Source organism: Cupriavidus sp. 94F1 (assembly GCF_057798875.1).
Genome location: NZ_JBYOJT010000004.1, coordinates 252,474 through 266,919 on the forward strand (window position 1 = coordinate 252,474; position 14,446 = coordinate 266,919).

At 67.2% G+C, this 14,446-nt stretch carries 13 protein-coding genes; 8 read left to right on the forward strand and 5 right to left on the reverse strand.

Annotated elements, in window-relative coordinates:
• The first annotated feature begins 161 nt into the window (after positions 1-161).
• Positions 162-1,226 (forward strand): alpha/beta fold hydrolase, encoded by a 1,065-nt coding sequence (locus tag AC3FJ6_RS12050; RefSeq protein WP_488772068.1) that lies wholly within the window; start codon positions 162-164, stop codon positions 1,224-1,226.
• A 149-nt stretch (positions 1,227-1,375) separates the two neighbouring features.
• Here the strand turns inward: AC3FJ6_RS12050 and AC3FJ6_RS12055 are convergent, their stop codons facing one another.
• Positions 1,376-1,840, reverse strand: coding sequence for a helix-turn-helix domain-containing protein (locus AC3FJ6_RS12055; RefSeq protein WP_153945871.1), 465 nt, complete (start codon positions 1,838-1,840; stop codon positions 1,376-1,378).
• Positions 1,841-1,960: 120 nt separating this feature from the next.
• On the opposite strand from AC3FJ6_RS12055, the gene alkB reads away from it, so the two are divergent.
• Positions 1,961-2,623, forward strand: a complete 663-nt coding sequence (alkB, locus tag AC3FJ6_RS12060; protein WP_488772069.1) for a DNA oxidative demethylase AlkB — start codon at positions 1,961-1,963, stop codon at positions 2,621-2,623.
• 119 nt (positions 2,624-2,742) lie between these two features.
• Positions 2,743-4,212: an SLC13 family permease gene (locus AC3FJ6_RS12065; RefSeq protein ID WP_488772070.1), complete on the forward strand. Its 1,470-nt coding sequence runs from the start codon at positions 2,743-2,745 to the stop codon at positions 4,210-4,212.
• Positions 4,213-4,246: 34 nt separating this feature from the next.
• Here AC3FJ6_RS12065 and AC3FJ6_RS12070 read toward each other — a convergent pair whose 3' ends face one another.
• Positions 4,247-4,504, reverse strand: a complete 258-nt coding sequence (locus tag AC3FJ6_RS12070; protein ID WP_092599362.1) for a helix-turn-helix domain-containing protein — start codon at positions 4,502-4,504, stop codon at positions 4,247-4,249.
• 177 nt (positions 4,505-4,681) lie between these two features.
• Positions 4,682-5,383, reverse strand: coding sequence for a GntR family transcriptional regulator (locus AC3FJ6_RS12075; RefSeq protein WP_488772071.1), 702 nt, complete (start codon positions 5,381-5,383; stop codon positions 4,682-4,684).
• Between the two features lie 152 nt (positions 5,384-5,535).
• Between AC3FJ6_RS12075 and araD the strand changes: the two genes are divergently transcribed.
• The 5 genes from araD (at position 5,536) to AC3FJ6_RS12100 (ending at position 12,121) form a co-directional block, all read left to right on the forward strand.
• Positions 5,536-7,275: an L-arabinonate dehydratase gene (gene araD, locus AC3FJ6_RS12080; RefSeq protein ID WP_488772073.1), complete on the forward strand. Its 1,740-nt coding sequence runs from the start codon at positions 5,536-5,538 to the stop codon at positions 7,273-7,275.
• A 9-nt stretch (positions 7,276-7,284) separates the two neighbouring features.
• Positions 7,285-8,004: a ribonuclease activity regulator RraA gene (locus tag AC3FJ6_RS12085; RefSeq protein WP_488772074.1), complete on the forward strand. Its 720-nt coding sequence runs from the start codon at positions 7,285-7,287 to the stop codon at positions 8,002-8,004.
• A gap of 48 nt (positions 8,005-8,052) precedes the next feature.
• Positions 8,053-9,024, forward strand: a complete 972-nt coding sequence (locus AC3FJ6_RS12090; protein ID WP_488772075.1) for a Bug family tripartite tricarboxylate transporter substrate binding protein — start codon at positions 8,053-8,055, stop codon at positions 9,022-9,024.
• A 43-nt stretch (positions 9,025-9,067) separates the two neighbouring features.
• Positions 9,068-10,006, forward strand: a complete 939-nt coding sequence (locus AC3FJ6_RS12095; RefSeq protein WP_488772076.1) for a 2-hydroxyacid dehydrogenase — start codon at positions 9,068-9,070, stop codon at positions 10,004-10,006.
• A gap of 525 nt (positions 10,007-10,531) precedes the next feature.
• Positions 10,532-12,121 (forward strand): EAL domain-containing protein, encoded by a 1,590-nt coding sequence (locus tag AC3FJ6_RS12100; protein WP_488772077.1) that lies wholly within the window; start codon positions 10,532-10,534, stop codon positions 12,119-12,121.
• A gap of 6 nt (positions 12,122-12,127) precedes the next feature.
• On the opposite strand, the gene AC3FJ6_RS12105 is transcribed toward AC3FJ6_RS12100, so the two are convergent.
• Positions 12,128-13,129, reverse strand: coding sequence for a tripartite tricarboxylate transporter substrate binding protein (locus AC3FJ6_RS12105; protein ID WP_488772078.1), 1,002 nt, complete (start codon positions 13,127-13,129; stop codon positions 12,128-12,130).
• A gap of 94 nt (positions 13,130-13,223) precedes the next feature.
• Positions 13,224-14,150, reverse strand: a complete 927-nt coding sequence (locus AC3FJ6_RS12110; RefSeq protein WP_488772079.1) for a LysR family transcriptional regulator — start codon at positions 14,148-14,150, stop codon at positions 13,224-13,226.
• Between the last annotated feature and the right edge of the window lie 296 nt (positions 14,151-14,446).

Consider the following 14,446-nt stretch of genomic DNA (forward strand, 5'->3'; position numbering starts at 1 on the left):
TCGTCCCGACCCCGCAAAGCCCGCCCTTTCCCCCGCCTTGCGGGAAGGAAGGCGGGCTTTTTTCATGCTGGCAACCCGGAACTTAAGCGCGCACGGGGCGGTCATTTGAGCGACCATATCCACACCCGTCCCCTCGCTCCCTCGCCCCCTGGCCAATGACCATGCCCAGCCTTCGCCCGCCCCTCGTTCGTCCGACCCAGCTTGCCGCGCTCGCGCTGGCGACCGCCTTCGCAACCCTCACCACCCTCGCCCCGCCCGTCCACGCGGCCGGCGCAACCGATGGCGGCCCCGCCTACGGCCCCGAGCTGGAAGGCTTCGACTACCCCTATCCGGTCCAACGCTACAAGTTCCCGTCGCAGGGACAGCCCCTGGAGATGGCGTTCATGGACGTCAAACCCGAAAAACCGAACGGCCGCGCAGTGGTGCTGCTGCACGGCAAGAACTTCTGCGGCGCCACGTGGCAGGAGACCATCCGCCAGCTCAGCAGCGCCGGCTACCGGGTGGTGGCACCCGATCAGGTGGGCTTCTGCAAGTCGACCAAACCGGCGCACTACCAGTACACGTTCCAGCAACTGGCGCGTAACACGCATGACCTGCTGGCATCGATCGGCATTCGCGACGTCACCGTGATCGGGCACTCCACGGGCGGCATGCTGGGCATGCGCTATGCGCTGATGTATCCGCAGGAAACGAAGCAGCTGGTGCTGGTGAACCCGATCGGGCTGGAGGACTGGAAGGCCAAAGGTGTGCCTTCGCTATCGGTGGACCAGTGGTACGCCCGCGAGCTGAACACCACGGCAGATCGCATCCGCAACTACGAGAAATCCACGTACTACGTGAACCAGTGGAAGCCGGAATACGAGCCGTGGGTGCAGATGCTGGCTGGCATGTATCGCGGCCCGGGCAAGCAGATCGTGGCATGGAACTCCGCCCTGCTCTACGACATGATCTACACCCAGCCCGTTGTCTACGAAATGGGCGCCATCCAGGCTCCCACGCTGCTGATGATCGGCGACAAGGACACCACGGCCATCGGCAAGGACGCCGCCCCGGCCGACGTGCAGCCAAAGCTGGGCCGCTACCCGGAGCTGGCCCAGACCACGGCCAAGGCCATCCCGAACACGACGCTGGTGGAATTCCCGGAACTGGGCCACGCCCCGCAGATGCAGGATGCGGCGGCGTTTCACAAGGCCTTGCTGGAGGGGATGGGGAAGGTGTCGCGATAGGTTGTCGCCGACGGCTATATCACCGACCTGAATGCGGACAGCGACTTCACTGTCCGCGTCAGGCCCAATCTCGTGAAATTGGCCAGAAAGCGATCCACTCCCATGATAGAGGACGCACGCATCATAAAGCGCAGTAAAGGTCGAACATCTCATTCGTAGCCCATGCCCAGGGCCTGTGCTTCACGAACCAACTCATCCATCAGCCTCTCGCTCTCCGCGTCCCGTGCGGCCTTGTAGGCCATGAGGTCCGAGAAACGGATACGGCGGTGCTTGCCGGTCTTGTGGAACGGCAGCTCGCCAGCTTCGAGCAGGCTGACCAGATAGGGTCGGGACACGTTCAGCAAGTCCGCAGCTTCCTGGGTCGTCAGTTCGGCATGTACCGGAACGACTTGCACCGCATTGCCAGCCGCCAGTTCCGCCAGGATATCGAGCAGCAAGCGTAGGGCTGTGGTTGGCAACTCAATTTGATGCGCCTCATCCTTCTCATCGAAAATCTGGATGCGCTGTGTGTCAATGTGTGTCCGAAGGTAGGCCGCAAGCTCGCGCTGGCCGCGCAGGGCAATTTCGACTTCCTTGTCGGCGGGGAGCGTGGTGCGAGGGTCGAGGATGGTCATATGTCACTCCTTGCTGCATTGCCCGACCATAATCGAAATAAACGAAACGGGCAATCCACGTCGTCAACGAAACGACACGACGGCGGCCACCCGGTATGATCGGCCTGCACCCTGACTGCCATGACCTTCGACCTCTTCGACGCCCTTCCTGCCGATCCCGATACGCCGCCAGCCGTTGAGCCATTGGGTCCCGGTGCCGTTGTCCTGCGGGGCTTTGCGCGTGACATCGGGCCTGCGCTGCTGCAGGCGGTGGGCGAAGTCAGCGCCGGCTCACCGTTTCGGCACCTGATCACGCCGGGCGGGCTGCGGATGTCGGTGGCGATGACCAATTGTGGCGAGCGCGGCTGGGTGTCCGACCGTACCGGGTATCGCTATGACCCGATCGATCCCGATACCGGGCGGCCCTGGCCGGACATGCCGGGGGCGTTCCGGCGCCTGGCGCTCGATGCCGCCGAGGCGGCCGGGTATCCCGGTTTTGTGCCCGATGCGTGCCTGATCAACCGCTATCTGCCCGGTACACGGCTTTCTTTGCATCAGGACCGCGATGAACTCGACTTGCGGGCGCCCATCGTGTCGGTGTCGCTGGGCTTGCCGGCCATCTTTCTGTGGGGCGGCCAGCGCCGGGCCGACCGCCCGTCGCGGGTGCGGCTGGCGCATGGCGACGTAGTGGTCTGGGGCGGCCCCTCGCGGCTGGTGTTCCACGGCATCGCGCCGCTGGCTGCGGGGGACCACGCACTGACCGGCAGCGCGCGTATCAACCTGACGTTCCGCAAAACACGCTGACCCGCGCGCGGCAGTTGCCCGCTTCATCAGACAACCATACGATAGCGGCTCAGCACTTTTGCTCATAAAACAAGACCGGCGTCCCAGGCGACCGGCCCCGCTCGCGAGACAGATCCCAGATGTCAGCCACACCCGGCAGCGCCCAAGCACGCCCCGAAGCCACACCCCCGACGCCCCCTTCCGCTCCCAAGCCCGCGCCACTGGCCGGCCGCCCTGCCGATTCGATCCGTGCCGCGCTGCTGATTGGCGCCTGCATCAGCGCCGTCTGGATTGCGGGCAGCGCCCTGCATGCCCCGCCGGCGCTGATCTGGGCCGGCGCGCTGGTGCTGTCGACCGTATCCTGCTGGGCCGTTGGCGTGCTGCCGGAACCCACGGCCACGCTGCTGTTCTTCCTGTCAGCGGTGGTATTCCATATCGCACCGCCCACCGTGGTGTTTTCGGGATTCACCTCGACGGCATGGTGGCTGATGTTCGGTGGCGCCGTGACCGGCGTGGCGCTGCGCAGTACCGGGCTGGCGCTACGGCTGGCGGACATCATCTTCCACAAGCGGGTGGGCACTTACCCTCAGGTGATCACCACGGTGGCGCTGAGCGCGGTCGGGCTGGCGTTCCTGATGCCCTCCACCACCGGCCGCGTGCTGCTGCTGATGCCGATCGTGCTCGCACTGGCCGACCGGCTGGGCTTCGCCGCCGGGTCGAACGGCCGCATCGGCATGGTAATGACCGTCGCGGCGGCCAGCTACATGCCACCCACCACCATCCTGCCGGCCAACATCCCGAACAGCGTGCTGCTGGGCGCGGCCAGCTCGCTCTATCACATCAACCTCAGCTACGGCAGCTACCTGCTGCTGCATTTCCCGGTGCTGGGCGCGCTGAAGACCGTGGTGCTCATCTGGCTAATCTGCAAGCTGTTCCCGGAAAACGGTCCGATGCCGGCGCAGGCGCCTGTCACGCAGACCGCGATGGGGGCCCAGGAGCGCGCGCTGGCCGTCATCCTTGCGCTGGCGGTGGCCGGGTTCGCCACCGACGCGTGGCATGGCATCTCGCCAGCCTGGATTTCGCTGGCGGCGTGCATCGTCTGCCTGCTCCCCGGCATCGGCCTGGTATCGCCCAAGGCGCTGACCGAGCAGGTGCATCTGGTACCGCTGATCTATGTGGCCGGCTTTCTGGGGCTCGGGGCCGTGGTGGAATCCACCGGACTGGGCAGCGCCATCAGTGCCGGCCTGCTGCAGGTGCTGCCGCTGACACCCGGCCATACGGCGGCCAACGTGGGCACCATCGGCGCCATGGGTGCGGTACTGGGCCTGATGTCGACGCTACCCGCGCTGCCGGCCGTGCTCACGCCGCTGGCGCGCGACCTGGCCAATGCCACGGGGCTGCCGCTGGAATCGGTGCTGATGCTGCAGGTGCCGGTGTTCTCGACGGTGTTCTTCCCGTACCAGTCGCCGCCGATCGTGATTGCGATGCAACTTGGGGGCGTAGGCTTGCGGCACGGCACGCGGCTTTGCCTGACCATGGCCGCCATCACGCTGGTGGTGTTGCTGCCGCTCGATTACCTCTGGTGGAAGCTGCTGGGCTATCTGCCCTGACGGGCCGGGCGCGGCGCACGCAGGCCCGCGCCGGCTACCATTCGAGCTTCTCCAGCAACGCATCGCGCACGGCGCGGGGCTCGACGATCAGATCCATGCCGTAGGCCCCCAGCAGCGCCAGCAACTGGGCGACGCTGATGGTCTCCGGATTCAGCTCCATATGGGAAATGCGGCTCTGGCTGATGGCCAGCCGTGCGGCGGCGTCGGCCTGGGTCAGGCCTGCGATCTTGCGCGCGCCCTGGAGCACCTGCCCCAGTTGATCGCTGCTGGTAATGGTGACTCTGGCGGACATCTTGGTCTACCCGGCAATAAATACCTCCGAAATCTATCAATTTCCGCCAGCAATCGACAAATCCTTCGTGATTGACGAATGCATTGAAGCTGTCATTACCCATGTAGTGGGTAGATGGCGGGCGAGCCGTTGCCAAAAACAAACGCCCTGCCCCGATTCGGGCCGGCGGGCGCGGCTTTAGCGCAGGTAGTCGCGGAAGCGCGAGCGGATGTCCTCGACGTTGGCCAGGGTGCCGGTCAGGTGGTCGCGCAGCGCGGTCTCGGCGGCAGCCACGTCACCGGCGGCGATGGCGTCGATGATCGCGGTATGGTCGCGCAGCACTGCATTGGCCTTGCCCGGAATCGGCAGGTGCAGCCGGCGCAGGCGGTCCAGATGGCCGCTCTGGCGGCGCACCAGCCCGAACAGGTCCGGCACGGCGGCGGCCTCGTAGAGCTGGCGATGGAAATACTGGTCGTTCGCGGTGAATTCGGCCAGGTCGTCGAGTTCCAGCATGCGCTGCTGGCGTGCCACCGTGGCGCGCAGCCGTTCCACCAGGGCCTCATCGGGCGCGCCGGCCAGGGTCCGGACGATCTCCACCTCCACCGAGCGGCGCAGAAAGTGCGCCTGCCGCGCCAGTGCCACGTCGATGCGGCTGACGCGTGTGGCGTGCTGGGGAAACACATCGACCAGCCCTTCTTCGGCCAGCCGCATCAGCGCATCGCGCACCGGCGTCTGGCTGATGCCGTATTGCAGCGCCAGTTCGGGGCGCGACAGCACCGTGCCGGGCGGCAGCGCCATCGAGATGATCTGGTCGCGCATATGCTCGAACACCTGCGGCGCCGCCTGGCGCGTGCGGTCGAACTGAAACTGCGTGGACGGATTGGGGAGCGTGGCGGCCATGCGTAAATGACTGGAATGTTGCGCGCGATTCTAGCCGAACCGGCTGCGGAAATCCCTGCGTTGACGTACTAATATATTAGTGCTTTAATTCCCGAAACCCCAGTCGTCGTACAACTACGCGACCGGCAGGATTCCAGGTGGAAGAGACAACGATGACGGCACATAAGAAAACGCCGGACCAGCTGCGCAGCGCGCGCTGGTTCGCGCCCGACGACTTGCGCTCGTCCGGGCATCGCTCGCGGATCATGCAGATGGGCTACGCGCCCGATGAATGGATGGGCAAGCCGCTCATCGCCATCATCAACACATGGTCCGATATCAACCCCTGCCACGCGCACTTCAAGCAGCGCGTGGACGACGTGAAGCGCGGCATCCTGCAGGCCGGTGGTTTCCCCGTGGAACTACCGGCCATTTCCTTGTCCGAGAGCTCGGTCAAGCCGACCACCATGCTCTACCGCAACCTGCTTGCCATCGAGACCGAAGAGCTGATCCGCTCGCATCCGATCGACGGCGCGGTGCTGATGGGCGGATGCGACAAGACCACCCCGGGCCTGCTGATGGGCGCCACCAGCGCCGGTGTGCCGGCCATCTACGTGCCCGCCGGCCCCATGCTGCGCGGCAACTACAAGGGCCAGGTGCTGGGATCGGGCTCCGACGCCTGGAAGTTCTGGGACGAGCGCCGCGCCGGCAATATCAGCAAGACGGAGTGGATCGGCATCGAGGGCGGCATCGCGCGCAGCCACGGCACGTGCATGACGATGGGCACGGCCAGCACGATGACCGCGATTGCCGAGACCATCGGCATGACGCTGCCCGGCGCATCGTCGATTCCGGCGGCCGACGCCAACCACATCCGCATGTGCTCCGAGGCCGGCCGGCGCATCGTCGGCATGGTCTGGGAAGACCTGACGCCGCAGCGCATCCAGACACATGCATCGTTCCAGAACGCGATTGCCGTGGCCATGGCGATGGGCTGCTCCACCAACGCCATCATCCACGTGATTGCCATGGCGCGTCGCGCCGGCCACGACATCGGCCTGGACGACTTCGACCGCGCCAGCCGCCATGTGCCGGTGATCGCCAACATCCGGCCCAGCGGCGACACCTACCTGATGGAGGACTTCTTCTACGCGGGCGGATTGCCGGCACTGATGAACCGCATCCGCGACAAGCTTCACCTCGACGCCCCCACGGTCACCGGCCGCACGCTGGGCGAGAACATTGCGGGCGCCGAGGTCCACAACGACGACGTGATCCGGACCTGCGAGAACGCGCTGTACCAGGAAGGCGCGCTGGCCGTGCTGCGCGGCAATATCGCGCCCGACGGCTGCGTGATCAAGCCCAGCGCGTGCGAGAAGCGATTCTTCAAACATACGGGCCCGGCGCTGGTGTTCGACGACTACCCGTCGATGAAGGCCGCTGTCGAGAACGAGGACCTCGACGTCACGGCCGACCACATCCTGATCCTGCGCAACGCCGGCCCGCAGGGCGGCCCCGGCATGCCCGAGTGGGGCATGCTGCCGATCCCGAAAAAGCTCGTGAAGCAGGGCGTGCGCGACATGCTGCGGATGTCCGATGCGCGCATGAGCGGCACCAGCTACGGCGCCTGCATCCTGCACGTGGCCCCCGAGGCCTACATCGGGGGTCCGTTCGCCCTGGTGAAGACGGGCGACCTGATCTCGGTCGACATCGACCGGCGCAGCATCCATCTGGAAGTGTCCGACGAGGAACTGGCCGCGCGCCGCGCCGCATGGACCCCGCTGCCGCCGCGCTATATGCGCGGCTACGGCTACATGTTCTCGCGCCATGTGCGCCAGGCCAACGACGGCTGCGATTTCGACTTCCTGCAAACCGATTTCGGCGAGCCCGTGGGCGAACCGAGCATCTACTGAGGCCACCCCATGACCCCGCTCGGTTCCGGTCTGCGCGACGCGCTGAAGACCGTCAGCACCGCCACGCTCTGCACCGCGCTGTTCAAGCGCGGCCTGCGCAACCAGTTCATCCAGGACGTACGCCCGCTCAACCCCGACGCCGGCACGATGGTCGGCGAAGCGTTCACGCTGCGCTATATCCCGGCGCGCGAGGACCTGAATCCCATCACCGTGTTCCAGGACCCGAACCATCCGCAGCGCCAGGCCATCGAGCAGTGCCCACCCGGCGCCGTGCTGGTGATCGACAGCCGCAAGGACGCGCGCGCCGCCTCGGCCGGTTCGATCCTGGTCACGCGGCTGATGCAGCGCGGCGGCGCGGGCATCGTCACCGACGGTGGCTTCCGCGATTCGCCCGAGATCGCGCAGATGGCCATGCCCGCCTACCACCATCGTCCGTCGGCGCCCACCAACCTGACGCTGCACCAGGCGCTGGAATTCAACGTGCCGATCGGCTGCGGCGACGTGGCGGTGTTCCCCGGCGATGTGATCGTGGGCGATGCCGAAGGCGTGGTCGTCATTCCGTGGCACATCGCCGAGGAGATCGCCGCCGAGGCCGTGGAAATGACCGCGTTCGAGGACTTCGTGACCGAGGAAGTGCGCAACGGGCGCTCGATCATCGGGCTCTATCCGCCGACCACCGAACAGGCACGCAACGATTTCGCGGCCTGGCGCAACGCCCGCGGCCGCTGACGCGCAATCCCAGACATAGAAACCTAAAACAATTCCGGAGACAAACCCATGTTGAAGACTGCCCGCATTGCCGCCGCCGCGGCCCTGGCCGTCACGGCTGCCTTTGGCGCCCACGCGCAGGGCGACTGGCCGACCCGGCCCGTCACCATCATCGTGCCGTTCACGCCCGGCGGCGGCACCGACATCGGCACGCGGCTCGTCGCACAGCGGCTGTCGCAGATCTGGAGCCAGCCCGTGGTGGTGGACAACCGCCCCGGCGCCGCGGGCAACGTCGGCCTGGAACTGACCGCGCGCGCCAAACCCGATGGCTACACGCTGGTGGCCGGCAACGTCGGCACGCAGTCGATCAACCCGTTCCTGTACAAGAAGCTCAACTACAAGCCCGACAGCTTCGTGCCGGTGACGATGATGGCCGAACTGCCGTTCGCGCTGGTGGTCACGCCGGGCCTGCCCGCGAAAACGCCGAAGGAACTGGTGGCGCTGGCCAAGGCCAGGCCCGGCACGCTGACGTTCGCCAGCTCCGGCACGGGGGGTTCGCCGCACCTGTCCGGCGAGATCTTCAAGGCCGCCACCGGCACCGACATGCTGCACGTGCCCTACAAGGGCGGCGGCGCGGCCATGACCGACCTGATGGCCGGCAACGTGGACATGCTGTTCGCGTCGATCCTGGAAACCACCGGCCACGTGAAGGCCGGCAAGCTGCGTGCGCTGGCCGTGACCGGCCATGTGCGTTCGCCGTCGATACCCGACGTGCCCACGCTGGCCGAGGCCGGCATCCAGAACGCCGAGTCGGGTTCCTGGGTGGGCCTGCTGGCGCCCGCCGGCACGCCGAAGGACATCGTCGACAAGATCGCCGCCGACGTGAAGAAGGTGGTGGCCATGCCGGAGGTGAAGAAACAGCTGATCGAACAGGGTGCGATTCCCGTCGGCAGCACCCCGCAGCAGTTTGCCGAGACCATCGCCAACGACCGCAAGCGTTACGCAAGGATCATCGCCGATAATCACCTGAGCGCCGACTGACCCGCGCGCCCGGACACTTCCATCAGAAAAGGACTCTTCTCGCATGAAACCCCGCCTCCTGCAGCACGGCCGGCTCCCGGAACAGACCGAAGCCCGTCTGGCCGAGCATTTCGACGTGCATCCGCTCTGGGCCGAAAGCGATCCTGCCGCCTACCTGGCGCAGCACGGTAGCCAGTTCGTGGCAATGACCACGCGCGCCGCCACCGGCGTGGACGCCGCGATGCTGGCCACGCTGCCGAACCTGCGCGTGATTTCCAGCTTCGGCGTGGGCCTGGACAAGCTGGACCTGGACACCGCCCGCGCACGCGGCATTGCCGTCGGCTACACGCCCGACGTGCTCAACGACTGCGTGGCCGACACCGCGTTCGCGCTGCTGATGGACGCCGCGCGCCAGGTCAGCGCCGCCGACCGCTACGTGCGCCGTGGCGACTGGCTCAAGGGCCCGTATCCGCTGACCACACGCGTCAGCGGAAAGCGGCTGGGCATCGTCGGCATGGGCCGCATCGGCCGCGTCATCGCCAAACGGTCGAGCGGCTTCGACATGGCGGTGCGCTACTTCGGCCGCAAGGCGCAGGAAGGGGTGCCCTATGGCTTCGAGCCGTCGCTCCAGGCGCTGGCCGAGTGGGCCGATTTTCTGGTGATCGCCGCTTCGGGCGGGCCCGAGACGCGCCATCTGGTGTCCGCTGACGTACTGAAGGCGCTGGGTCCGAAGGGCTATCTGATCAATATCGCCCGTGGCACGGTGGTGGATGAAGCGGCGCTGGTCGATGCCCTGACGCACAAGCGCATTGCCGGCGCCGGGCTGGACGTGTTCGAGCACGAGCCCAGGGTGCCCGAAGCCCTGTTCGCGCTGGACAACGTGGTGCTGTTGCCGCACGTGGCCAGCGGCACGCACGAGACCCGGGCGGCAATGGCCGGGCTGGTGTTCGACAACCTGCAGAGCTTCTTCGCCACTGGCGCGGTCCTGAAGTCGGCCATCTGAGCGCCGTCCAACGGCCGGCCGCCGTCGAAAAGCGTAGCCGGGGCGACACAGCGCGGACTTGCTGCGCCCGCGCCCAGGCGTTACCTGCCTCCATCTGCCCTGATCCGCCCCCCCTCTGCCGCTTGGCCGCTTCGGCGGCCCGCCTGTCTGGCCTCCTGGCGATCCCTCGCATATGATGCCTTCGCCACAGCCAGGCCTGCCACCACCCCGCCATCGGGATGAATCCGGGCGTAGACAAATATCCCTTACCCTGTGGTCACGGCTGTGCCGCCTGTCGGGCGACGGCCCGCGTGTCGCGCGTCGGCATGGCAAAAACAGGCGCAAAGTATCAAACGTGCGCGGTGATTGTTAGCTATGCTCCCCAGAGCAGGCAGGCGATTTGTGGTGCAGCAACGCAAGACTTCCCCGCTCCAGATATCAGGCAACACTGACAAGACTGTCGAATCCGGTTTGTGTGTTTGTGAATGGGACGGCGCGCACCGCGCCGTGGGCGCCCTCCGTGGCGCACTCTCCTGAGGGCTCCCGATGCAGCGCAGCTGGTTCCTGGTGGTGACGATCGTGCTGGCGACGATGGCCACGCTGTTCCCGGTGGGGATCGGCGTATTCATGGCCCAGCTCGAAGCCAGCCGGCGCGAATCGGAGCAGCTGAGCGTGTTCGCCGATGCGGCTGTCACGCGCGCCGAGACGGTCATGACCCAGGCACTCAATGCACTGCAGGACCTGGAATCGCTGCGCGAGGACCCCTGCGCGGCGTCGCACCTGGTGGAGATGCGGCGCATCACCTATACCTATCGGCATATCCAGGATGCGGGCGCCTACCGGGGCGGCAAGCGGCTGTGCTCGGCCCTGCTGGGCGCGGTGCAGGCCGACCAGTTCATCCTGCCGCCGCCGGACTGGCGCACGCCAGACGGCCTGGATTACTGGTTCGACCAGCCCAACCCGTTTGCCGCGCCGCGCCGGTCGATGCTGCTGGGCCGCAACGGCAGCTATGTCGGGCTCGACCCGCAGACCTTCGTCGACGTGGTGGACCGCGAATCGCGCATGCTGGCCGCCGTGCAGACCGATGCCGGGCGCATCTTCGCCGCGTCGCAGGGCGCCAACCTGCCGCGGCTGCAACGCGCCTACGCCGACCACGCCTATGGATCGGGCGGCGACGCGGCCAACGACGACGATGCGTCGATCGTCCTGCGCAAGTCGCGCACGATGCCGCTGGCGGTGGTGGTGCTGGCGCCGCGCGCCGCGCTGCTGGCCAACTGGAAGGCGCTGCTGGTGGGCGGGCTGGTCGTCGGGCTGGCCGCCGGGGTGCCGCTGGGCATCCTGGTCTGGCGCCGTGCCACCCGCCGCTTCAGCCTGGAGGGCGAGTTGCGCGGGGCGGTGCGGCGCCACGAGATGGCGGTGCACTACCAGCCCATCGTGTCGCTGTCGGACAACCAGTGCGTGGGCGTCGAAGCGCTGGTGCGCTGGCGCCGCCACGGCCGGCTGGTACGCCCCAACCTGTTCATCCCGATGGCGGAGAACGCTGGCCTGATCCAGCAGATCACCGACCAGGTGCTCGACATCGTGCTGGCCGAACTGGGCACGCTGCTGCGCCGGCATCCATCGTTCTACGTATCGATCAACGTCGGCACGGAAGACCTGAAGAGCCGCCGCTTCCTGGGCGTACTGACCGCGCGCCTGCGCGGCACCGGCATCTCGCCGGAACAGATCCGCATCGAGGCCACCGAGCGCGGCTTCCTGGAACCGGACGTGGCGCGCGACACGATCCAGGCGTTCCGCGACGCGGGCCACCCGGTCTATATCGACGACTTCGGCACGGGCTACTCCAGCCTGTCTTACCTGCAGAGCTTCAAGGTGGATGCGCTGAAGATCGACAAGTCCTTTGTCGACACGATCGGGCAGGAGGCGGCGTCGAGCACCGTGGCGCCGCACATCATCGCCATGGCCCAGTCGCTGGGCCTGCAGGTGGTGGCCGAAGGCATCGAGGACCGCGCCCAGGCCGATTTCCTGCGCGCGCAGGGCGTGGACTACGGCCAGGGCTGGCTGTTCGGCCGGCCGGTGCCGGCCGTGGAACTGGCGCAGATGCTGGCGCGCGGGGTGGCCCCGGCGGCCGCCTGAGCGCGCTTATTCGGCCTTCGCGCCCGAATCCCTGGCCACCTTGGTCCACTTGGTGGTTTCGGTCTTGATGAAGCCGGCCAGCTGCTGCGGCGTCATGTCGCCGGCGGTCACGCCCTGTTCGTCGAATCGCTTCTGCACGTCGGGCTGCTTCAGCACCTTGGCCAGCTCCGCGCTCACGCGCTGGCGCACCGCCTCGGGCGTGCCATGCGGCGCCATCAGCGCATACCAGGTGGTGACCTCATAGCCGGGCACGCCGCTTTCGGCCACCGTCGGCACGCCGGGATAGGCGGCCGAACGCCTGGCCGACGTCACGGCCAGCGCCTTGACCTTGCCGCTCTTGATATGCGGATTGGCCGACGGGCTGGTCTCGATCGCCATCTGGATCTGGCCCGCGATCAGGTCGGTCATCATCGGCGCGCCACCCTTGTACGGCACATGCGAGATATCGGTGCCCGTGGACGCACGGAACAGCTCGCCAGACAGGTGCTCGGTGCTGCCGATGCCGGCCGATCCATAGTTGACCTTGCCCGGATTGGCCTTGATGTAGGCCACCAGTTCCTGAACCGTCCTGGCCGGAATCGACGGATTGACGATCAGCACGTTCGGCGTCAGCGCCACCATGCCGATCGGTTCCAGGTCCTTCTGGAAATCGTACGGCAGCGTCTTGTAGATGCCGGGGGCCATTGTATGGGCCACGGTAGCCAGCAGGAACGTGTAGCCGTCCGGGTTGGCGCGCGCCACCAGCGCCCCGCCGATGGTGCCGCCGGCGCCGGGCCGGTTATCGACCACCACGGGCTGGCCCAGTGCCTCGCCCAGCCGCTGGCCCACCGCACGGCCGATGATGTCGGTGGTGCCACCCGACGCAAACGGCACGACCAGCGTGATTGGCTTGGACGGCCAGGCATCGGCGGCGAACGCAGCGGTGGTGAAAGGGGCCGGGATGGCGGCAGCCAGGGCCAGGGCGCCGAGCGCCTTCAGCGCGATGCGGCGCGGCATGCGTGGGGTCATGCGAGTCTCCTGCAGGAATCGTTGGAATCGTTCGAATGCCACGACTCTACGGACCGTGCACCGTGTGCACCAGCCCCCACGCAGCAGACGGTGTTCAGGATTTGTGAAGGGTGGCACCCGGCCAGCGCCCGGCCGTCACCAGTTCGCGCGCCACCTGCTCCAGCACGCTTCGCGCGGCAAGACCGGCGGGCGACAGTTCATCGTCCGACAGGCTCACCAGCATGTTGGGCCGGCTCACCCCCGCGTCGACGATTTCGATCAGCCTCAGCGGGTCGCCCAGATGGCGGGCCACGGCCGCGCCGGGCTGGATGGTGGCACCAATGCCGGCGCGCACGGCATCCATCAGCATCGCCAGGCCATCGATCTCCGCCACCACATTCAGCGGGCGCGGGTTACGCGCCGATGCGGCGTTGAGCACCGCGCGCAGCCCGTGGGCGCCGCTTGGCAGGATCAGCGGCAGGTCGCCGATGGCCCTCAGCGGCATGGTCTCGGCGGCCGGCAGGCCAGGCTGGTCGGGCCGTGCGATCACGAACAGCCGTTCTTCCAGCAACGGCATGCTGCTCCAGCGTTGTCCCGGCTCGAGCTGGAACAGTACGGCCAGGTCGAGCTGGCGCGCGCCGATCATCGCGGCCAGGCCGCCCGACAGGCTTTCGACCAGGTGCAGGCGGATATCGGGATACCGGTCGCGCATGGCCAGCATGAACGACGGCCCCAGCACGGCAAGCGTGCTTGGCGCCATGCCTACGCTGACATGGCCCGACAGCCGCGCCGTACGCGCCGCATGTGCGGCGTCGTCGGCATGACGCAGCGCCAGTTGCGCCTGGCGCCAGAACGCCAGCCCGGCATCGGTGGGCACCACGCCACTGGACGTACGCTGCAGCAGCCGCGTGGACAGTTCGCTCTCCAGGCGGCTGATCTGCTGGCTCAACGCAGACGTGACCACGCCCAGCCGTTGGGCTGCCTGCCCCATGCTGCCCAGCTCCACCACGTGCACGAAGTAGCGCAGTTGCCGCAGTTCCATTTCCTCTCCTGGTGGCGATCCGCCTGAATGTCCGGCCCCGTATTGTGCCTGCGGCACGACGGCGGGCGCCAGTTGTGACCGGGCCGGCTTACGCGACCTGTCTGGCCCGTGCATCGCGAATCGCGAAGGGGAACCGGGATATCCGCCGTTGACCCGTGGTCTGTCATGGATAACGATGTGGTGGTCGGCCCAAGGGATGCCACGATGGCCTGCCGTAGAGCCGGCATCACCCCGAACGGTCACACTGTTCCATCGACTTGTACATGCGGCGCTTGCTGCACCGCCCGCGATGTACC